This window comes from Haloterrigena sp. KLK7 (assembly GCF_037914945.1).
In the GTDB taxonomy this organism is placed as follows: domain Archaea; phylum Halobacteriota; class Halobacteria; order Halobacteriales; family Natrialbaceae; genus Haloterrigena; species Haloterrigena salinisoli.
Genome location: NZ_CP149787.1, coordinates 1,780,742 through 1,800,352 on the forward strand (window position 1 = coordinate 1,780,742; position 19,611 = coordinate 1,800,352).

At 66.8% G+C, this 19,611-nt stretch carries 18 protein-coding genes; 8 read left to right on the forward strand and 10 right to left on the reverse strand.

Features of this window, described 5'->3' with window-relative positions; translation table 11 throughout:
- The first annotated feature begins 199 nt into the window (after positions 1-199).
- On the forward strand, positions 200-1,630 hold the full coding sequence (locus WD430_RS08765) for an aryl-sulfate sulfotransferase (RefSeq protein ID WP_339105638.1): 1,431 nt from the start codon (positions 200-202) through the stop codon (positions 1,628-1,630).
- 93 nt (positions 1,631-1,723) lie between these two features.
- On the opposite strand, the gene WD430_RS08770 is transcribed toward WD430_RS08765, so the two are convergent.
- The gene (locus WD430_RS08770) at positions 1,724-3,040 is read right to left on the reverse strand and encodes a TIGR00341 family protein (protein ID WP_339105639.1); all 1,317 of its coding nucleotides are present in this window, start codon (positions 3,038-3,040) and stop codon (positions 1,724-1,726) included.
- Between the two features lie 113 nt (positions 3,041-3,153).
- The gene (locus WD430_RS08775; RefSeq protein ID WP_339105640.1) at positions 3,154-3,678 is read right to left on the reverse strand and encodes a VTT domain-containing protein; all 525 of its coding nucleotides are present in this window, start codon (positions 3,676-3,678) and stop codon (positions 3,154-3,156) included.
- Between the two features lie 124 nt (positions 3,679-3,802).
- Between WD430_RS08775 and WD430_RS08780 the strand changes: the two genes are divergently transcribed.
- Positions 3,803-4,324: a metal-dependent hydrolase gene (locus tag WD430_RS08780; RefSeq protein ID WP_339105641.1), complete on the forward strand. Its 522-nt coding sequence runs from the start codon at positions 3,803-3,805 to the stop codon at positions 4,322-4,324.
- On the opposite strand, the gene WD430_RS08785 is transcribed toward WD430_RS08780, so the two are convergent.
- Complete coding sequence (locus tag WD430_RS08785) at positions 4,265-4,762, reverse strand: metal-dependent hydrolase (protein ID WP_339105642.1); 498 nt, start codon at positions 4,760-4,762, stop codon at positions 4,265-4,267. The two genes, WD430_RS08780 and WD430_RS08785, sit on opposite strands and share 60 nt — an antisense overlap.
- A gap of 95 nt (positions 4,763-4,857) precedes the next feature.
- A complete protein-coding gene (locus WD430_RS08790) occupies positions 4,858-5,877 on the reverse strand; it encodes a lysylphosphatidylglycerol synthase transmembrane domain-containing protein (protein ID WP_339105643.1) in 1,020 nt (339 codons plus the stop codon).
- Between the two features lie 219 nt (positions 5,878-6,096).
- Here WD430_RS08790 and WD430_RS08795 point away from each other — a divergent pair, with 219 nt between their 5' ends.
- The 4 genes from WD430_RS08795 (at position 6,097) to WD430_RS08810 (ending at position 10,924) form a co-directional block, all read left to right on the forward strand.
- Entirely contained in the window at positions 6,097-7,734 is a 1,638-nt protein-coding gene (locus WD430_RS08795) for a sulfatase (protein ID WP_339105644.1), read from the forward strand.
- A gap of 151 nt (positions 7,735-7,885) precedes the next feature.
- On the forward strand, positions 7,886-8,746 hold the full coding sequence (locus WD430_RS08800) for a hypothetical protein (protein ID WP_339105645.1): 861 nt from the start codon (positions 7,886-7,888) through the stop codon (positions 8,744-8,746).
- A gap of 84 nt (positions 8,747-8,830) precedes the next feature.
- Positions 8,831-9,820 (forward strand): glycosyltransferase family 4 protein, encoded by a 990-nt coding sequence (locus tag WD430_RS08805; protein WP_339105646.1) that lies wholly within the window; start codon positions 8,831-8,833, stop codon positions 9,818-9,820.
- A complete protein-coding gene (locus WD430_RS08810; RefSeq protein WP_339105647.1) occupies positions 9,821-10,924 on the forward strand; it encodes a glycosyltransferase in 1,104 nt (367 codons plus the stop codon).
- An 88-nt stretch (positions 10,925-11,012) separates the two neighbouring features.
- On the opposite strand, the gene WD430_RS08815 is transcribed toward WD430_RS08810, so the two are convergent.
- On the reverse strand, positions 11,013-12,212 hold the full coding sequence (locus WD430_RS08815) for a M20/M25/M40 family metallo-hydrolase (protein WP_339105648.1): 1,200 nt from the start codon (positions 12,210-12,212) through the stop codon (positions 11,013-11,015).
- 194 nt (positions 12,213-12,406) lie between these two features.
- Between WD430_RS08815 and WD430_RS08820 the strand changes: the two genes are divergently transcribed.
- A complete protein-coding gene (locus WD430_RS08820) occupies positions 12,407-14,284 on the forward strand; it encodes a PINc/VapC family ATPase (RefSeq protein WP_339105649.1) in 1,878 nt (625 codons plus the stop codon).
- 265 nt (positions 14,285-14,549) lie between these two features.
- Here WD430_RS08820 and WD430_RS08825 read toward each other — a convergent pair whose 3' ends face one another.
- Entirely contained in the window at positions 14,550-14,708 is a 159-nt protein-coding gene (locus WD430_RS08825) for a M48 family metalloprotease (RefSeq protein WP_407067143.1), read from the reverse strand.
- 265 nt (positions 14,709-14,973) lie between these two features.
- Between WD430_RS08825 and WD430_RS08830 the strand changes: the two genes are divergently transcribed.
- Positions 14,974-15,864 carry an NAD+ synthase gene (locus WD430_RS08830; RefSeq protein WP_339105650.1) on the forward strand — a complete coding sequence of 297 codons (891 nt, stop codon included), beginning with the start codon at positions 14,974-14,976 and terminating at the stop codon, positions 15,862-15,864.
- A 76-nt stretch (positions 15,865-15,940) separates the two neighbouring features.
- Here the strand turns inward: WD430_RS08830 and WD430_RS08835 are convergent, their stop codons facing one another.
- The 4 genes from WD430_RS08835 to WD430_RS08850 all read right to left on the reverse strand — a co-directional run bounded on the left by WD430_RS08835 (position 15,941) and on the right by WD430_RS08850 (position 19,495).
- Positions 15,941-16,354 carry a hypothetical protein gene (locus WD430_RS08835; RefSeq protein ID WP_339105651.1) on the reverse strand — a complete coding sequence of 138 codons (414 nt, stop codon included), beginning with the start codon at positions 16,352-16,354 and terminating at the stop codon, positions 15,941-15,943.
- A 49-nt stretch (positions 16,355-16,403) separates the two neighbouring features.
- On the reverse strand, positions 16,404-16,697 hold the full coding sequence (locus tag WD430_RS08840; protein ID WP_012944628.1) for a helix-turn-helix domain-containing protein: 294 nt from the start codon (positions 16,695-16,697) through the stop codon (positions 16,404-16,406).
- Positions 16,698-17,000: 303 nt separating this feature from the next.
- Positions 17,001-18,176 carry a DUF5305 domain-containing protein gene (locus WD430_RS08845; protein WP_339105652.1) on the reverse strand — a complete coding sequence of 392 codons (1,176 nt, stop codon included), beginning with the start codon at positions 18,174-18,176 and terminating at the stop codon, positions 17,001-17,003.
- Positions 18,177-18,319: 143 nt separating this feature from the next.
- On the reverse strand, positions 18,320-19,495 hold the full coding sequence (locus WD430_RS08850) for a signal peptidase I (protein WP_339105653.1): 1,176 nt from the start codon (positions 19,493-19,495) through the stop codon (positions 18,320-18,322).
- Positions 19,496-19,611: the final 116 nt, after the last annotated feature.

Genomic DNA, 19,611 nt, shown 5'->3' on the forward strand with positions numbered 1-19,611 from the left:
GGTCGCGAAAGCGCTCCGGAGCGGCGTGAGACGCGGCGAGGCTCGCCGCGAGCGGGGTCTGAACGGCTACCGTGCACTCCCCCCGTTTCGGGCGTCGACGGTGCTGACGTAGTAGTTAAAAAAAGCACTAATACCTCGCTCCGGAAAGGAAACCTGATGGGTACCCAGCTGACGTTTCGAGACTCGAGGGTGATCGACCGTGGCTGACCGTTCGCAATCGCCGCTCGCGGCCGGTCGGTCGGGAATTTCCCGCGCCCGGTCGGCGCTCTCGCGGAATTACCTCCGCGTCGCGTTCCTGGCCGTCATCCTCCTCTCGGCCGCCGTCGTGGCGAACGCGTCGATGAGCGACGATCTCTCGACCGCGTCCGCGGCGGACGTTCCAGAGGCACCGGAGACGGAGAACCACACGGTCGTCACCGAGTCGGGACGGGCGGGAACGATCACCGCCTACGCGCCCGACGGCGAGGTGCTGTACTACAACAACACGCGCACGAAGTACTTCGACGTCGACCCCGTCGAGGGCGATCCGTTGACCGTCGAGTACACGGCGACGGACACGATCCACAGCGAGGGGCCGACCTGTAGCGCTCCGCCGTGTGCGCGAAACGTCATCGAGCGCGCCGACCTCGAGACCGGCGAGGTCGAGGTCGTCTACGAGCGCTACGATTACAAGGAGACCGCCGGCGAGTGGCACGACTCGGACCGCATCAACGAGACGCACGTGGTCGTCGCCGACATCGTCGCCGACCAGGTCTTCATCGTCAACACGGAGACGGAGGTCGTCGAGTGGCTCTGGGACGCCCAGAGCGACTTCCCCGTCGAAGAGGGCGGCCCGTACCCGGAGGACTGGGCCCACATCAACGACGTCGAGTACATCGACGAGGGCCAACACGAGGGTCGCATCATGGCCAGCCTCCGGAATCAGGATCAGGTCGTCTTCCTCGATCGGCAGGAAGGCTTAGTCGAGGACTGGACGCTCGGCGACGAGAACGACTACGACGTCCAGTACGAACAGCACAACCCCGATTACATCCCCGAATCGCAGGGCGGTCCGGCCGTCGTCGTCGCCGACTCCGAGAACGGTCGCGTTCAGGAGTTCCAGCGCGAGGACGGCGAGTGGAACCGCACTTGGCAGTGGGAGGACGATCAGATCCAGTGGCCCCGCGACGCCGACCGACTCCCCAACGGGAACACGCTCATCGCCGACAGCCACGGCAACCGCGTGATGGAGGTCAACGAGTCCGGCGACATCGTCTGGGAGGTTGCATCGACGCTCCCCTACGAGGCCGAACGACTCGAGACCGGTCCCGAGAGCGAGGGCGGGCAGAGCGCGGCCGAACTCGGCCTCGAGTCGCGAACCGCCGACGAGAGCGGCGGCGGCGGCGAGAGCAGCGGCCTCTTCGGTTTCGATCCGCTCGGTTGGGCCGGTGACTTCCTCGAGAACATCCTGCCCCACCGGATCCACAACGGACTCCTCTTCGCGTCGCCGGTCTGGATGGGCTCTTCCGAGTTCGCCGCCGTCGGCATCGCGATCCTGACCGGACTGGCGTGGATCGGCCTCGAGACCAGATGGAAGCTCCGCGACGCCGGCGTCCGGTTCCGACTGCCGTTCTACCGGCGAGGCGACTGATACCGCCCGGTAGCGCTGTCGGGTCTCCGCTCGTTCGATCGGCCGTCGGTTCTCGAACTCTCGTGGAACCCTTCCCGAGCGGAGTCTCAGGGATTAGCCTCGCCCGACGTAGTACACGACGACCTCGGCGCGATGGGACTCGACGAGCGGTCCGGTCGGCAACCGAATCGCCGACTCGGCGCGGATGCTCGCTCGAGACCGGATCTCGTCGCCGATCCGCGGCGGCTCGGTGCCGACCGGATACGAGACGCGAACGACGATCCGTTCCGGCTGGCGGATCGGGACCGGATCGTCGTACTCGACCGCGATATCGATGAGCGCGAGCTCGTCGTACTGGGGCGACTCGACGATGTCGGTCACGTCCTCGTTCACGTCCTCCTCGTACACCCCGGTTCGGTAGGTGTCGTAGGTCACGACCCCGAGAAACGCCGAGAGGACGACGATCGTGACGACGAGGGCGACGGCGCGCTTTTCCGTCGCGACGCGGGCCTCGTCCTGTTGGAACCAGTCGTCCGGCCGATACCCCTTGTACCAGAGGACGGCGAGACTGGTGATGTTGATCGTGAGGATGTTGACGAGCACGAGGACGGTCGCGGCGATAGCGACTTCTGGCGCGCCCCACGCGATACCGATGCCGACGACGCCGAGGGGCGGCACGAGCGCGGCGGCGATCATGACACCGACGAGGGCGGCCGACGTGCCCGCAGTGAGCGTCCACGCGCCCGCTACCCCGGCGCCGATTGCGATCGCGAGTGAGAGTAAATCCGGGGTCAAACGGCCCTGAATTTCCGCTATCTCGAAGATGTCGAACATCGGTGAGACGAGCCCGGTCGTCCTGACACCGAACGCGAAGACGACCGCGGTGAGGATGCCGACGCTCAGCCCGACCGCCTGAAGCTTGATCCCGCGCCGGAACAGGGCGCGGTCGTTGATGACCGTGCCGACGCTCGCGCCGAGCGCCGGGCCGATCAGCGGGGCGATCACCATCGACCCGACGACGACCGCCGGCGAGTCGAGCAACAGGCCGGCGGTCGCGACGACCACGCTCATGATCGTCATGACGAGGTACGTATTGAATCTGGGCGTGAGATCCTTCGCTTGGGCCTGTAGCTCCTCGCGGGAGATGCGCCCGGTGTTCTGCGCGTATCGCTGCTCGAGTTCGTCGTACTGCTCGGAGACGACGGTCTCCGCCTCGACGACCACAGTGTAGGAATCCTCCTCGAGCCCCGTGTTCCGGAGTTCGTCGAGGACGGACTCGACGGCGGGCGCCGGCAGCGGGAACGTAATCACGACCGAGGGCTCCTCGCGACTCTCCTCGTCGACGAGGGTGTAATCGAGCCCTTCGTCCTCGAGCGTCTCCTCGACGGCGTCCCGCTTCTGTCTCGGGATCAGGATTTCCACGAGCCGCATGGTCGCACGTCCACAATGCCGTGGAAAAACGTTCGTCCGGCATCGCGTCGCATCGGTGCGGAACCGTGGGGTGGTCTCGGCTACGCGAACCGACCGCTCGAGCGTCCGCCGCGCTAGAAGGCCAGCAAGTAGCCGCCGAACAGGTAGAGCCCGGCGAGGATCGACTGGAAGGAGAGCGATCCGAGCGCCGACAGGGCGACGAACGTCCGGCCGTCCATCTCCGAGAGCCCGGCGGGAACGGTGAGCAGCCCTCTGACGACCAGCATCGTGTTACTGGCGGCGACGGCGATCCCGCCCCAGCGATCGAACCAGCCGTCGAAGCGCTCGAGTCGCGACTCGGTGAGCGGGAACCACCGCTTCTGGATGACGTACTCCCGTCCGGCGCGACGGACGAGACAGAACAGCAGGAACTGCCCGAGCGTCGTGCCGACGACCGCGACGGCGACGATCGCGACCGTCTTCGGAATCGATGACCCCATGAGCGCCAGCGCGGACGGGACGACGAGTTCGCTCGGCATGAACCGCAGCATCATCGCGCCCTCGAGGATACAGATCCCGAGCAACACCGCGAACGCGAACTCCGACGCGAACAGCGACTCGAGCCAGGTCGGCATCCCCTCGAGCTGCAGCGGTACCATATCCCGGTCCTATTCCCTCCCGAATGTAAGCGTTGTTGGTTCTCGTAGGTCCTCGATCGCCGCCCCCTCCTCGAGTGTCACCGGGCCGCAATCTATGTGGGGATGCCGTCCGAAGGTCACGCCGATGGACGCGACGCGAGTCCTGTTTCTCACCGGCGCGTTCGCGACCCACGCGGTCGTCGGCTACGCCCTCGTTCGAGGGTTCAGCGACGCCGATCCGCGACTCGGCGTCGTCCTGGGACTCCTCCCGGACGCCGACTTCCTGTTCCCCGCGGCGTGGGGGTGGCCGCTGGTCCACCGCGGACTCACGCACACGCCGCTGTTCGCGGTCGCCGTCGTCGCCGGCGCGTACGCGATCCGTCGGGACCGGACGGTCGCGCTCGCCGTCGGGCTGGGGATCGGGTCGCACCTCGCGATCGACTCCCTCTCGTCGAAAGGCATCGACTGGCTGTTCCCGTTCGCAGCGACCGCGGGCCCCGGGGTTCCGATTCACGGACCGACGGCGACGGCGGCGCTCTGGACGGCGTCGATCGGCCTCCTCGCGTGGCGGGCGGAGGGCTCGCTCGCCGCGTCGGTACGCGGCCGATCAGACCGCCGGACCGACCGTTCCGAGCCGTCCGATCGTCAGGCCGAGCGACGCGAGTAGCGCGGTCGCTCCGAGCAGGAGGAACGCCCGATTGATCCGGCCGTTCTTGGATTTGAACCAGTCGAGCGTGACGTGGTACCGCGAGAGCGGCGCGAAGGGGCTGATCCCCATCGGCGTCACGACGTCTCCCGCGAGGTGGGCGACGATGCTGCCGGTCCCGACGACGAACCCGAACCGGAAGGCGAGCGGCGTCGAGCGAGCGACCTGCGCCGTCGCGACGCCGGCGAGCAGGCCGACGAGGAGGGCGAACCAGATCGTGTGGGTCGGCCCGCGGTGGGGAATCCGCGGCAGCGGCTGGTCGATATCGGGGAGGTTCGCCAGTCCGACGGCGAGGACCGCGCCCAGAAGCGCCATCTCGAGCGACCAGACGCGGCTCACCGGCGGGACGAACGGAGCGTACAGGAGGGCGTTGAATCCGACGTGGCCACCTCGGTACATGCGTGTCGACGATCGACCGTCCGTGCCGGACGGGGATCAACCGCTCGGTCGTCCGTTCCAACGAGGAGCGATCGTCGGTCTCCGGGCCGCGACGGTCACTCGAGGGCCTTGACGCCGAACGCGGACACCGACAGACCGCCGATCAGGACGGGCATCCAGTAGATCGCCCCCCGGAAGATGAGCACGGCCGCGGTGATCACGGACGCCTCGATGCCGGTCGTCGGCACGAGCAGCGTGACGAACGCGGCCTCGATACCGCCGAGTCCGCCGGGAAGCGGGGCGGCTCCCGCGAGGTTCGCGAGCGGGATCACGAACAGCAGGACGTACAGCGGGACGGGCTCTCCCAGCGCGGCGAACGCGGCCATGAGCGCGACCGTCTGAAAGAGCCAGCCGGCCAGCGAGAGTCCGACGACGGCCGAGAGTCGCCACCGATCCGTCCCGACGCGCTCGATGTTCTCGAAGAACCGGCCCATTCGATCCGCCAGATCCGCCTCGAGCGTCTCGCTCTGGAAGCGAGCGAGCCCGAGTCGACTGAGACGGGGGGCGATGAGAGCCGGGAGACGTTTGATGATCGCCTCCCGGTACCGCCAGACGACCGCCATCACGAGGACGATGGCCGCGATCAGCACGACCGCCGAGCCGACGGCCGTCTCGAGGCGCTCGGCGACGGTGGCGGTGGTCGCGTAGTAGCCGACCCCGACGAGGATCAGCGAGACCGAGGGGACGACGTTGAGCACGTCGACGCTCGCGATGCCGGCGAGGCCGGTCTCGTAGCGCGCGTCGGAGACCTTCGAGATGAGCAAGGCGGCGACCGGTTCACCGCCGGCCTGCCCGAACGGGGTGACGTTGTTGGCGAAGACGGCGCCGGCGTAGACGAAAAACGCCTTGCCGATCGGCAACTCGACGTCGAGGGCGACCAGCACGGTCCGGAGCATCAGGCTCCACGCGGCCAGCCAGCACAGCGCGAGGGCGAAGGTCGCGACGACCAGCGAGGGCGTGGCCGAGAGCAACGAGTCGATGACGTCGCGCGCGCCGACGGCGAAGAACAGCACGGCGAAGACGGCGATCGTCCCGAAGCCGCCGATGAGCAGTCTCCGCCGGTTTCGCTCGTTCATAGCGGACGTGGATCGTCAGCGGACTTGAAACGTCTGATTACCGTTGGCGAACGACCGGAACGAAATCATCCAATACAGCCCCGATCCGGGCCGAAAATCGACCACATCGCCGGTTACGGGATGGACCGGCCTCCCAGCGCTCTTTTGCTTGCTACCAACCCGCAGACTGGCTCGGACAGTTGGCGCGTTTTATTTGGATGGACTCAATTGTCCTCCGTAATGGACGACACGCAGCAATCCAACGTGCTCTTCGTCGTGTTGGACACGGTCCGGAAGGATCGCCTGGGTCCGTACGGCTACGAGCGGGGGACGACGCCCGAACTCTCCGCGTTCGCCGAGGAAGCGACCGTCTTCGAATCGGCCATCGCGCCCGCGCCCTGGACGCTGCCGGTCCACGCCTCGCTGTTCACCGGCCGGTATCCGAGCCAGCACGGGGCCGATCAGGGGAGCCCGTACCTCGAGGGCGACGCCACCCTCGCCGCGGTCCTCTCGGCGGCCGGCTACGACACGGCGTGTTACTCCTCGAACGCCTGGATAACCCCCTACACCGGCCTCACCGACGGGTTCGACGCGCAGGACTCGTTCTTCGAAGTCCTCCCCGGCGACGTCCTCTCGGGGCCGCTGGCCAGCGCCTGGCAGACCGTCAACGACAACGACTACCTCCGCGATCTGGCGTCGAAACTCGTCAGGCTCGGCGCGATGGCCCACGAGAAACTCGCCAGCGGCGAGGGGGCGGACACGAAGACGCCGTCGGTCATCGACCGAACGAAGTCCTTTATCGACGACAGCGAGAGCGACGAGGGCTGGTTCGCGTTCGTCAACCTGATGGACGCCCACCTTCCCTACTACCCGCCCGAGGAGTACCGCGAGGAGTTCGCCCCCGGCGTCGACCCCGGCGAGGTCTGCCAGAACTCCAAGGAGTACAACTCGGGCGCCCGCGACATCGACGACGAGGAGTGGGACGACATCCGGAGCCTGTACGACGCCGAGATCGCCCACATGGACGCCGAACTCGGACGCCTGTTCGACTGGCTGCGCGAGACCGGTCAGTGGGAGGAGACGACCGTCGTCGTCTGCGCCGACCACGGCGAACTCCACGGCGAACACGACCTCTACGGCCACGAGTTCGCCCTCTACGACCAGCTGATCAACGTCCCGCTGCTGGTGAAACACCCCGCCCTCGAGGCCGACCGGCGCGACGACCTCGTCGAGTTGCTCGACTGCTATCACACGGTCCTCGAGGCACTCGACGTCGATCCCGACGACGCGCTCGCGCCGACGGACGACGTCTCCGTCACCGGCCGCGATTCGACGCGATCGCTGCTCTCGAGCGAGTATCGCGCCTTCGAGGGGGCCGCGGAGCCGGATCCCGGACAGCGCGCGGTACTCGAGGCCGCGGACGGCGAGACGTCCGGCGACAGCGAGGGACGAAGTCCCTCGAGCAGCCGGACCCAGTCCGGCGACGACGACTACGCGTTCGTCGAGTACGCCCAGCCGGTGATCGAACTCCACCACTTGGAGGAGAAGGCCAGCGAGGCGGGGATCGAGCTGCCCGACGACCACCGCGCCTACTCCCGGCTGCGCGCGGCCCGCAGCACCGACGCGAAGTACGTCCGCGCGGATCGCATCCCCGACGAGGGGTACCGACTCGACGAGGACCCCGCGGAATCGACGCCCGTGGATCCGTCCGACGACGAGGTCGTCGCCGACACTGAACGCGCGCTCGCCCGCTTCGAGCAGGCCGCCGGCGGCGCGTGGATCGACCCCAGCGAGACGGACGCCGAGGACGCCGACGCGTTGGCCGAGGCCGACGAGGAGACTCGCGACCGCCTGCGCGAACTCGGCTACCTCGAGTAACGGGCGCTCCGGATCGTCTCGAGTAACAGCGTCCGAATTCGACGCCCAGATCCCTGTTTACGAGCCGATACTGATCGGAACGGGAAAGTTGCGGTGACTGTCCGGACACCAGTAAGCATACGTTTGTCGACTCGAAACCCCAACCCAACCGATGGAGGACCAGCATTTCCTCGAGTCAGAGTGGGACTACTGTCTGGTGCTGGACGCGTGCCGGTACGACGTGTTCCGCGACGTCTATGACGAGTATCTCGACGGGACACTCGAAAAGCGATGGAGTACCGGCTCGTCCACGCCCGAGTGGGCGTACCGGACGTTCACCGACGAGCACGATATCGCGTACTTCTCCGGAAACCCGTTCATCAACGACCTCGGAATCCCGCTGAACGAACTCAAGTGGGGCGCCAGCTGCGACTACGAGTGGACAGCGTCCGAACACATCAGCGACGTTTTCGACGTCTGGAAGTCAGGCTGGGATGACGACCTCGGAACGGTCCCGCCGGAGGGGCTGGCGGAGGCGTTCCGAAACAATCGAGGCGCCGTCGAACGGGCCGACCGGACGGTGCTCCACTACATGCAGCCCCACGCGCCGTACCTCTCCCGCGGGAAGGGACAGAAGCTCAAGCAGATCCAGAAGGGGATCCGGCGACAGGAGGAAGCCGAGAAGGCGACCGACGGCGGGGACGGCACGCTCTCGTCGATCAGCGACACGATCCGACCGAAAGTGGAGAGTCGACTCGAGGACAGCGAACTCGCGCAGAAAGCGGGCCTCTGGCTCGAACTCGATCCGACGGACCTCGTCAAGAACGGCACGCGGGAGGCGGCGCTGGAACTCTACGAGGAGAACCTGCGGATCGCTCTCGAGGCCGTCGCCGACTTGATTCCGGAACTGGACGGGAAAGTCATCGTGACCGCCGACCACGGCGAGGCCTTCGGCGAGGAGGGCGTCTGGGAACACCACATCGAGACGCACATCCCGCCGCTCATGGAGGTGCCGTGGCTCGAAGTCGCGTAACGTCCCGCCCCGCCCGACGTTCCTGCACCGTCCCATGATCCCACCGAGCGCGACCGAGTTCACCACAGCCACGAGACAGTCGAGATGAAGATCAGCCACTACTTCGAACTCGAGGAGCACGTCACCGGCGGTATCCACGAGTCGGTCGTCCACCAGCGGAAGATGCTGGACCGGCTGGATCTGGAGTACACGACCGAGCCGACGCTGGACGCCGACGTCCTCCACTGCAATCTCATGGGTCCGCGCTCGGTCTGGTACGCGCGGCGGGCGCGGTCGCGGGGGATCCCCGTCGTCGCGCACACCCACGTCACCGCCGAGGACTTCGGGGACAGCTTCCGGTTTACCAACGCGATCGCCCGACCGCTGAGACCGTACCTCGAATGGGCCTACGGGCAGGCCGACGCCCTCGTCTGTCCGTCGGAGTACAACCGGCGGCTGATCGAGACGTACGCCGACGCGCCGACGACTGTCGTTTCGAACGGCGTCGACGGCGAGAAGCTCGACGGGTTCGAGTCGCTCGAGGCGGAGTACCGCGAGCGCTACGATCTCGAGTCGCCCACCGTCTTCCTCGTCGGCCACGTGATCAAGCGCAAGGGCCTCGAGACGTTCGTCGAACTGGCCCGCCGACTGCCCCACCTGGACTTCGCGTGGTTCGGCCCGCTTGACCTCTCGCTCAAGGGCCGTGAGACGACGCGGCTCATCGAGGAGTCTCCGGACAACTGCACGTTCACCAGCTACATCGACGACGTCCGCGGCGCGTTCGCAGCGGGAGATATCTTCTGTTTCCCCACCTACGAGGAAAACGAGGGGATCGCGCTGCTCGAAGCGATGACGGCCGGCAAGCCGATCCTCGTCCGCGACATCGAGACGTTCTCCTGGCTCGAGGACGGCGAGGACTGCCTGAAAGTGGCGGCGTCGGACGCCGGCGTCGACGCGTTCGCGGACGCCATCGAGCGACTCGAGGATCCCGACCTCCGGGAGCGACTCGGATCGAACGCGGCCGAACGGAGCGAGGCGTTCTCGCTCGAGTCGGTCGCGAACCAGTACCGGACACTTTACGACGAGGTGACCTGAATGAAAATTGGGTTCTTCACGGACAGTTACTTCCCCGAAATCGATGGCGTCACGTATACGATCAAACTCTGGCGAGAGGAGCTCGAACGGGACGGACACGAGGTGTACGTCGTCTACCCGGACGGCGACTACGAGCCCGGCGATCGCGAGGTCCCGGTCAGATCGGTGTCGAACCCGTTCTACCCCGGCTATCGGATCCCCGTGTTCAAACGGCCGTCGACGCTCCCCGAACTGGACGTCGTCCACTGTCACGGGCCGGCGACGGTCGGCATGCTCGGTCGGTACTACGCCCGGAAACACGACCTGCCCGCGGTGTACACCCACCACACGCCGATCGAGGAGTACTTCCACCAGAACGTCAAGTTCGAGTCGGTCGCCAACGCGCTCTCGAAACTGTACGTCCCGATGGAGAACGCGTTCCTCCGGAGTTTCGACATCGTGACCGCTTCCACGAGCCGAATCGAACGCGACGTCGAGCACGTCCAGCTCCCGGTGGGCATCGACATGGAATTTTTCCAGCCGACCGACGAGGACTGGTACCCCGATCGGACGGTGATCGGCTACAGCGGTCGGCTCAGCATGGAGAAAAACGTCAGCGAGATCCTCCGCCTCGCCGATGCGCTGCCGGAGTACGACTTCGTCATCGTCGGCGACGGCCCCTATCGCGACTGTCTCGAGCGCGAGGCCCCCGACAACGTCGAGATCCGCGGCTTCCTCCCCCGCGAAGAGTTGCCGATCTTCTACTCCTCGATCGACGCCTTCGTCACCGCCTCGACGGCCGACACGCTCGGGCTCTCGACGCTCGAGGCCAACGCCTGTGGCACGCCCGTCGCCGCGACCGACGTGCCGCCGTTCGACCGAACGATCGGCTCCGACAACGGCGAGCGGTTCGCGTACGGCGATTGCGAGGCGATGGTCGACGCCGTCGAGACCTGTCTCCGGATGGACCGCGACACCAGAGCGGCTATCGAGCGGTACGACGTCCGGCACACGCTGGACCACCTCGAGCACCTCTACCGCAACGTCCGGTCCTCGGCGAACACGTCCCCGACCGACGTCACCGACGAGTGGTTCTCCGACGATTCGCACGGCTCGCCGAAGTGAGTGGCCGGCGACCCGATACGAACGACCCGTTCGGAGAGACGGGACGACGGAACCGTTCGGCGATACCGTCTCGATCCGTTCTGCGACCCTATCTCGGCCAGGTTTCCGCCACCCGCCGGTAGGTCTCCCGACACCGCTCGAGGACGGCGACGGAGACGCTCTCGTCTTCGGTGTGGGCCTCGCCGGGTTCGGCGGCGCCGCAGATCACGCACTCCGTGCCGGCGTCGGAGAGCCATCCCGCGTCGGTCGCGTGGGGTTTGGTCACGTGCTCCGGCGTTTCTGCCTGTGCCGCGTCGGCCGCCTCGAGGACCGTCTCGGCGAACGCGTCGTCACCACAGCGCATCGGCGGTAGGTCCTGGTCGACGGTCCACTCGACGCCCTCGAGGTCGGTCACGCGTTCGAGGGCGGCTCGCTCGCCCGGAACGGTCCGTTCGTCGACGGTCAGGTCGCAGCGATCGGGGACGACGTTCATCGCCGAGCCACCCTCGATCTCGGTGACGACGAGGCTCCCCTCGAGGCGCTCGCCCGCCGCCTCGATCGACGGGGGCTCGAGATCGCGGACGCGGTCGACGGCGTCGGTCGCGCGGTAGACGGCGTTCTCGCCGGCGCCGACCTCGCTGGCGTGGGCGGCCTCCCCGCGGGCGGTGATCGTGCTGCCCCGCCGTCCCTTGTGGGCGACCGCGACGTCGGTGACGCCCGGACCCGAGTAGCCCGTCGAGCCCTCGCCGACGATGGCGTAGTCGGGGCCAAACCCCCGGTCGATGGCGTGGCGCGCGCCGACGCCGCCGACCTCCTCGCCGACGAAGCTCGCGAAGACGAGTTCCCTCGCTCCGGCTTCGTCTCCGTCTCCGTCACGACCCGCGGTTTCGGCTCCGGCTCCCGCTCCCTCGCCGCTCCCGATCGCGGCGTCGCGAAACGCGAGCATCGCGGCCGCGACGGCGCCTTTCATGTCCGCCGTCCCGCGCCCGTAGAGCCGGCCGTCCCGTCGCTCGACGACGTACTCGTCGCCCTCGAGCTGTGCGTCGGCCGGCTCGACGACGTCGTGGTGACCGACGAGCGCCAGCGATCGTCCCGTCGTCGTCTCGCCTCCCGAACGCGCACTCGAGTCCGCGTCCGAACCTGCGTCCGCGCCCACCCGCCGGCGGGCGATCACGTTCCCGACCTCGTCTCGCGCCACGTCGGCGTCGGTCTCGCGGCGGAGCCACGCTTCGATGTAGTCGCCCGCGGCCGTCTCGTCCTCGTGGCTGGGGATCGAGACGAGCTCGCGGGTCAGATCGACGACCTCCATGGACGAGTCGTCGACGGGCGGCGAGTTGAGGCCACCGGTCGCGATCGGTGAGGCAACCATCCGCCTCCTATCGAGCGCGAAGACTCTCTCGAGCTCGAGCGCATCGAATACGGGGACTACGGACGTCGCAGATCCCGCCGCTGCGGCTTTCGCAGGTGGAACACCCTTATAGGCGTCCGTCGACCAGTTAGCGTATGAACGTCGTGCCGGATACGAGCGTGGTCATCGACGGCCGCGTCTCGGCGACGATCGACGATGGGCAGTTCGAGGGAGCGACGATTTCGGTGCCGGAAGCCGTCGTCGCGGAACTCGAAGCGCAGGCGAACGACGGGATCGACACCGGCTGGGACGGGCTGGAGGAACTCCAGCGTCTCGCCGACCTCGCCGACGAGGGCGTCATCGAACTCGAGTACGTCGGCGAGCGGCCCAACGCCATCGAGCGGGGCCACGCCTCCGAGGGCGAGATCGACGCCCTCATTCGGGACATCGCCGAGGACCTCGGCGCCACCTTCCTGACCAGCGACGTCGTCCAGGCCGAAGTCGCCCGGGCGAAGGGGCTCGACGTCCAGCACGTCTCCCCCGAAACACGCGAGGTGGAGACGCTCACCGTCGAGAACTACTTCGACGACCAGACGATGAGCGTCCACCTCAAGACGGGCGCCGTCCCGAAGGCCAAGCGCGGCGAACTCGGCGAGATGCGCTACGAGCGGATCGCCGACGAGCCCCTCGACGAGGCGACGATGGACGAGTACGCCCGCGAGGTCGTCGACGCCGCGAAGGAGTCCTCCGAGGGCTTTCTCGAACTCTCGGAGCCGGGCATGAAGATCGTCCAGTTCCGCGACTACCGGATCGCGATCGGCCGACCGCCCTTCTCCGACGGCATCGAGATCACCGCCGTCCGGCCGATCGCCCAGACCGACATCGAGGACTACGAGAACGCCGACGAACTGAAAGAACGGCTGCTCGAGCGCCAGCGCGGCGTGCTCATTTCGGGCGCCCCCGGAGCAGGGAAGTCGACGTTCGCGCAGGCGGTCGCCCGCTTCATCTCGGATCACGACTACGCGGTCAAGACCATGGAGAAACCGCGGGACCTGCAGGTCGGCCCCGACATCACCCAGTACACCGAACTGGGCGGGCAGATGGCCAAGACGGCCGACGCCCTGCTGATGGTCCGGCCCGACTACACGATCTACGACGAGGTCCGCAAGACCGACGACTTCGAGGTCTTTGCAGACATGCGGCTGGCGGGCGTCGGCATGATCGGTGTCGTCCACGCGACGCGACCGATCGACGCCCTCCAGCGACTGGTCGGCCGGGTCGAACTCGGGATGATCCCGCAGGTCGTCGACACCGTCGTCTACATCGAGGCCGGCGAGGTCGAGACCGTCTACGACGTGAAGACCGAGGTCAAGGTCCCCGCCGGACTCACCGAGGAGGACCTCGCTCGGCCGGTCATTCAGGTCACGAACTTCGAGACGGGCGACCCCGAGTACGAGATCTACACCTTCAACCGCCAGGTCGTCACCGTCCCGCTCAAAGACGAGGACGGCGGCCCCGCAAACGAGTCCGGCGTCGATCGGATCGCCAAACAGGAGATCGAACGGGAGATCCGCTCGATCGCCCGCGGCTACGTCGACGTCGAACTCAAGAGCCAGGACAAGGCCGTCGTCTACGTCGAAGAGGACGACATCTCGACGGTCATCGGCAAGGGCGGCGGTCGCATCACCGACGTCGAGAACCGCCTGGGAATCGACATCGACGTCCGGACCCACGACGAGAACCCCAACTACGGCGCCGGCGGGGGCGGCGGCAGCGCCAGCGCGGACGGCGCCGGTGCCAGCGGTTCCCAGGCCGGACAGATGGTCACCCCCGAGATCACCTCGCGACACATCGTCATCCCCGTCGACGGCAACCACGGCGAGACCGTCGAGGTCCAGGCCGGCGGCGAGTACCTCTTCACCGCGACGGTGAGCCGCGGCGGCGAGATCCAGGTGTCTCGAGGGAGCGCGATCGCCGACGAGTTAGAGCAGGCGATCGATCGAAAGGAGCCGGTGACGGTCGTCCCGTCATAAGGGATCTTGCCGCGAGGGGTGCGCGGTTCGGAACGAACGAAGTGAGTGAGAACCGCGAGAATGCGAGCGGCCTTTTTAGCGTAGCTTTTTGGAGGAGTGGTGAGCGAGTGAAACGAGCGAACCCGACGAGAAAAAGGTACGTGTGCGAGATCGAGGTGTCTCGAGGGAGCGCGATCGCCGACGAGTTAGAGCAGGCGATCGATCGGAAGGAGCCAGTGACGGTCGTTTCATAGAGAACCGTCCTGCGAGCGAAGCGAGCGGCTTCTCAGCGTAGGTTTTCGGACTCGAGCCACTGGGTGATCGTCGGCAACAGCCGGGCGACGGCCACCAGCTTCGCGTCCCGGTTCTCGAGGGAGGCGAGTTCGTGGGCCAGCACCGCCTCGAGTTCGTCGTCCTCGAGCGTCGCGAGCAGTTCGCTGGTCACGACGACGCGAGCCGCTCCGCGGTCCGCGAACGGGATCGATACGGCGGAGCCCGGATGTGTTGCAGTTCGCCATCCCAACTGTTGGCGAATACCTGTATTCTCCGGCGAACGACGTACCACCGCGGTGGACGTTTACGGATTACCGATCGGTATCGGTTTCCGTTCGGACATCATGTGGCGGATTGTCTATTACTTATTTAAGGATAAAGCATATATACGAGACGAATGTCTGAATCCAGTGTACAACAAATGGTGGTTGATCGCTATGGGCGCTGAGAGGAAGACGATCGTCGATGCTGGAATCGGGCGTACGACCGGGTCGTTCATCACGGATCGACCGGGACTCGAGCTGGTCCGCTCGCGGATCATCGACGACATTCGGACGACGGTCGAGGACGCGGGCGCCGCGGGCGTCGTCGTCGCGATGAGCGGCGGGATCGATTCGACGGCGACCGCGGAGCTGGCCGTCGAAGCCCTCGGGAGCGACAAGGTCCTCGGACTCGGGCTCCCCTGCCACAAGAGCGAGCGGGTCGGCGTGAGCGAGGCCAGAACGATCGCGGAAGGGTTGGGCATCGACTTTCGCGAAATCCAACTGCGACCGATCCTCGAGGCGTTCGAGGAGACGGTCGCGAGCGAACTCGACGCAGGGGAGGACGCGGACGCCCGTCCCGACGAGCGAAACCACGCGCTCGGCAACGTGATCGCACGGTTGCGGATGTGCTGTGCCTACTACGCGGCGAACCGCCAGCGCCGGCTCGTGCTCGGCACCGCCAACCGCTCCGAGTTGCTGCTCGGCTATTTCACCAAGCACGGCGACGGGGCGGCCGACGCGTACCCGCTCGGCGACCTCTACAAGACCGAAGTGCGGGCGCTCGCGAAGCGAATCGGCGTTCCGCGACGGATCGTCAGCAAGGAGCCGACGGCGGGATTCTGGGCGGACCAGACGGACGCCGACGAACTCGGCGCCACCTACGACGTCATCGACCCGCTGTTGCAGCGGCTGGTCGACGAGAACCAGTCGATCGGCGACGCCGCGGCGACGCTCGATATCGATCGCGAGACGGCCCGATCGATCGCGTGGCTCTGTGCCGAAACCGAACACAAGCGGTCGACGCCGCCGACGCCCGGCATCGCCGACCGCGGCGTCGAGCGGTAGCAGCTGGCCGGTGACCGCCGCGAACGCGGTCCCGCCGTGCACCGGACGCGACCCCAGCGGAAGCGCCACGCCCCCGTCAGCGGCCCTCGAGATCCCGGTACAGATCCGTGTTTCGCCACCAGAACAGTCCCCAGGAGAGCATGAATCCGACCGCCATGGCGGTGACATCTCTGACGAACGGCGGGAGTCCTCTCCCCTCGATCGCGACGAGTACCATGCCCGCTCCGATCGCTGCGCCCATGATGACGAACACGAGATCGCCGACGATGTGTTCGCGCGAATGGTTCCAGTACTGTTGGCGGTCCTCGTCGTACCAGATGCCGACGTAGATCAACACGGGCGCCATCGACGTGATGACGGTAACGACGTGGTACCGCTCGGGAACTCCCGCCGGACCGAGGACGGCCAGATTGAACGCGTTCGCGGCGACCGCCATCGCGAACAGCCCCAACAGGAGCCATCCCCATCGCGGAAGCGTCTCCTTGTCCATATCGGTGGACGATCACCGACCGAAAATAATCCTCCCGGTTTCCGCGCCGTTATTCGGCGCAGCAGGCGTCCTTTTTCGGGGACTCCTCGACGCCGTTTCCGTCGGCCGCCACCGGCTCCTCGAGTCGATAGAGGCTCTGGCGAGCGTCCGCAAAGTAGATATCCTCGTCGACGATCCCGATCTCCTCGAGGCGCTCGAGCGCGTAGCGGACGGTCCGGGCCGACAGCATCGATTCCTCGACGATCTGTTTCTGGGTCAGCGGCCCGTCGTACTCGAGAACCTTGAAGACCAGTTTGGCGCTCGGTGGCAAATCTTCGATGTCCTCCCCGTCGGTCTCTGCCATATTACGAATCGAAAGCTCCCAGCAGCATAAAAGTTGAGCCTTACGAACCGTGAACATCGTAAAAGTTTCCAACAAATTCTAACCGGTAAAGTGGGTAGTGAAGGTCTATATTCTCCGATATCGGTATTTGACTCGATGGTCAGGGGTCGGTGAAATTTGGGACGATCGAGAGAAGCGCGGCGATCGACCGTCGATTCACCGTCCCGATATCCCAGTGAGTCACCGGAACCGCCAGCGATAGCCGTCGGACGCCGAGGACGTCCGTCGGAGACGCAGTCGGCCGCGATATCCCGTTCCGCGCTCTCAGAGTTTTCGCCAGACGTCCTCGTCGTCGTCGAACCCGTCGTCCGGATCCGAGAACTCGTCGCCTCCCTCGAGTTCGAGTTCCTCCGGGGACAGCGGCGCGTCGGCGTCGACGACCGCGGATCCGTCGTCGAGGTCCATCTCGGGCCAGGCCGTTTCCTCCCACAGTCCGCGATCGCTGTAGTAGTAGACCACGCCGTCGTTGACGACGGCGAACAGCCCGCGTTGCGTGTCGTGGACGACCCGTTCGTTCGTGTCGATCGCGACGTCGACGACGTCCTCGAGGGTGTCGAGCGAGACGTGGTAGTCGCCGATCCACATCGGGATCGACCCCCGGGAGATCCACTCGGCGTAGCGCCGCTCGTGGACGGCCCGGCGGGCGGCCGCCTGGTCGATCGGCGAGCGACGGGCGACGACGGCGGCGCCGGCCAGCGAGAGCGTCCCGAGCAGCGAGAGGCCGCCGATCAGCGCGAGGTTCCGCGACTCGGTCGTCTCCGTCGTTCCCGTCCGGTAGGTTCGGTCGTCCGACGTCGACAGCGAGTCCGCCAGCCAGTAGGCGTCGTCGGTCACCTCGAGCGTCGTCGACGTCTCCTGTACCCTCTGTCCCGCGCCCGTATCGTAGGCGGCGCGGAACTCGAGGCGGACGTCGACGTTCCCGACGCCGGACACTTCGCGTTCGATCTCGCGTTGCCGTTCCCGAACGGACTCGACGTCGACGGTCGCGTTCGATCTCGCGACGCCGTTCTCGACCGTCGGTGACTCGTCGACGAGCGTCCTGGTCTCGTTCCAGAACGCCGTGCCCTCGCGAACCGCTTCGAACCGCAGGGTCAGTTCGTGGCTCACGGTCCCGTCGTCGATCGGCGTCCCCGCGGTCGCGTTCGTCAGCCTGGTCTCCGAGCGGAGCGTCAGGTCCGGCGACGCGTTCAGCATGTAGACCCCGCTGTTCTCGAGCCGATCGCCCTCGTTCCAGAGCGTTCCGTTCTGCACGACGACGGCGCTCGTCTCGACGTCGCTCGAGACGCGTTCGTCGGCGTACTGGTGACTCGTCGACGTCGACGGGGTCGCGACGGCCCATCCCGAGGCGAGAAACGCGAGGACACCGATCGCGACGAGGGTGATAGCGATCGACCGCCCGTATTTGGCGAGCAACAGGTCGAGACGCGGATTATCGATCACGTGTTAGACACCCCAGCCGAGGCCGTCCCGTACGGCGTTCGTTCCCCAGTTCGCCCGCACCGATCCCGAGACCGAATGCGCGGATGCGTTCGTTCATTCATGCGATCCGACCATTATAACGATGGTGGCCACGGGCGAGCGGCTCACTCTCGGAGCCACTCGCGCACTTTCCGCTCGAGGCGAGTCGATACCGGGACGTGATCGCCCGCGGAGCGAACGCGCAGATCGTCGTGGCCGAAGACGACGAGGACGATCGCGACGGCGATGCCGACGATGACGCCGTTGACCGCGGCGATCGCGGCGAGCGGATGCAGTCCGTGCAGCCAGACGATCACCGGCGGCGGGAGTACCGCGAGATAGCGGTACTCGCCGACGTGGCGCGTGTACGTTCCGGTCTCGCCGGGTGCGGTCAGCGAGACCGTCGTCTCCCCGCTCGAGCGGATCCCGACGGTCTGCGTGGCGGGGTCGATCGCGACGTTGTTGCTCTCGGCCTCGTGGACGGCCACGACGGGGAGATAGCCCGCGTTGTCGACCGTGCGAGCGAGTTCGGTCGTCTCACCGGGGGCGATCACCTGCGGATCGTCGGTCGGCGAGTCGGTACTCACGAGTTCGTACTCGGCGGTGCCCGCGGGGACGACCATCGCCGCGGTGGCGAAAGTCACGAACACGAGCAAGACCAGCCCCAGCGCCGTCCAGAACGCGATCACGTTCTCCCGGGAGCGCGACCGTCGCGTCTCGCGTCGCGCCGGGCCGAGTCGCTCGAAGACCGTCCCGAACCCGAGCAGGGCGACGCCGATCGCGACGAGAGCGGCGCCGATCCCCTCCGCGTCGGCGGTCGTCGTCAGTCCGATCACCGGCGCGACGGTGCCGTAGGCCGACTCGGCGACGCCCCGGACGCTCGTGACCGCCGTGCCGAGATGCGGGATCGTCACGACCTCGCCGTTCACCTGCCAGGCTTTCGCGACGATCTGTCCCTCCGTGACGTGGGGTTCGCCGCCGTCCTGATCGGTAAAGGGATTGGCGTCGCCCTTGGTGACGTACCCTTCGTCGGTCTCGTCGACCACGCGGTGGGTCGTCAGGCCGCCGCCGTTGAGGTCTCGGGCCTCGAAGACGACGACGTCTCCCTCCTCGACCGAACTATCGGCGAGACTGGGGATCGCGACGAACCCGTCGCCGGCGTCCATCGCCGGCTCCATGCTGCCGGTCGCGACGTAGCCGAGCAGGATCGGCTGCCCGAGGAGTTGTCCGACCAGCAGCAGAACGATGACGAGTGCGACCGCCACCCCCAGCGCTCGCTCGAGTAGCGTCGCCTGCGTCATCGTTCCCCCTCGAGGATCGTCATCGGTAGCTGCCCATTCGATTGAGACCGTGGTTCGAACTGGGCTCTCTTAACGTTCCCGACCGGATCCTGATTCCGGAGCATGTCTCTCCTCAC

Bases quoted from the DNA above. Each gene is read 5' to 3' on its own strand.
- WD430_RS08770 (WP_339105639.1), bottom strand. From the start codon at position 3,040: ATGCGGCTCGTGGAAATCCTGATCCCGAGACAGAAGCGGGACGCCGTC.
- WD430_RS08775 (WP_339105640.1), bottom strand. From the start codon at position 3,678: ATGGTACCGCTGCAGCTCGAGGGGATGCCGACCTGGCTCGAGTCGCTG.
- WD430_RS08780 (WP_339105641.1), top strand. From the start codon at position 3,803: ATGGACGCGACGCGAGTCCTGTTTCTCACCGGCGCGTTCGCGACCCAC.
- WD430_RS08785 (WP_339105642.1), bottom strand. From the start codon at position 4,762: ATGTACCGAGGTGGCCACGTCGGATTCAACGCCCTCCTGTACGCTCCG.
- WD430_RS08790 (WP_339105643.1), bottom strand. From the start codon at position 5,877: ATGAACGAGCGAAACCGGCGGAGACTGCTCATCGGCGGCTTCGGGACG.
- WD430_RS08795 (WP_339105644.1), top strand. From the start codon at position 6,097: ATGGACGACACGCAGCAATCCAACGTGCTCTTCGTCGTGTTGGACACG.
- WD430_RS08800 (WP_339105645.1), top strand. From the start codon at position 7,886: ATGGAGGACCAGCATTTCCTCGAGTCAGAGTGGGACTACTGTCTGGTG.
- WD430_RS08805 (WP_339105646.1), top strand. From the start codon at position 8,831: ATGAAGATCAGCCACTACTTCGAACTCGAGGAGCACGTCACCGGCGGT.
- WD430_RS08810 (WP_339105647.1), top strand. From the start codon at position 9,821: ATGAAAATTGGGTTCTTCACGGACAGTTACTTCCCCGAAATCGATGGC.
- WD430_RS08815 (WP_339105648.1), bottom strand. From the start codon at position 12,212: ATGGAGGTCGTCGATCTGACCCGCGAGCTCGTCTCGATCCCCAGCCAC.
- WD430_RS08820 (WP_339105649.1), top strand. From the start codon at position 12,407: ATGAACGTCGTGCCGGATACGAGCGTGGTCATCGACGGCCGCGTCTCG.
- WD430_RS08830 (WP_339105650.1), top strand. From the start codon at position 14,974: ATGGGCGCTGAGAGGAAGACGATCGTCGATGCTGGAATCGGGCGTACG.
- WD430_RS08835 (WP_339105651.1), bottom strand. From the start codon at position 16,354: ATGGACAAGGAGACGCTTCCGCGATGGGGATGGCTCCTGTTGGGGCTG.
- WD430_RS08840 (WP_012944628.1), bottom strand. From the start codon at position 16,697: ATGGCAGAGACCGACGGGGAGGACATCGAAGATTTGCCACCGAGCGCC.
- WD430_RS08850 (WP_339105653.1), bottom strand. From the start codon at position 19,495: ATGACGCAGGCGACGCTACTCGAGCGAGCGCTGGGGGTGGCGGTCGCA.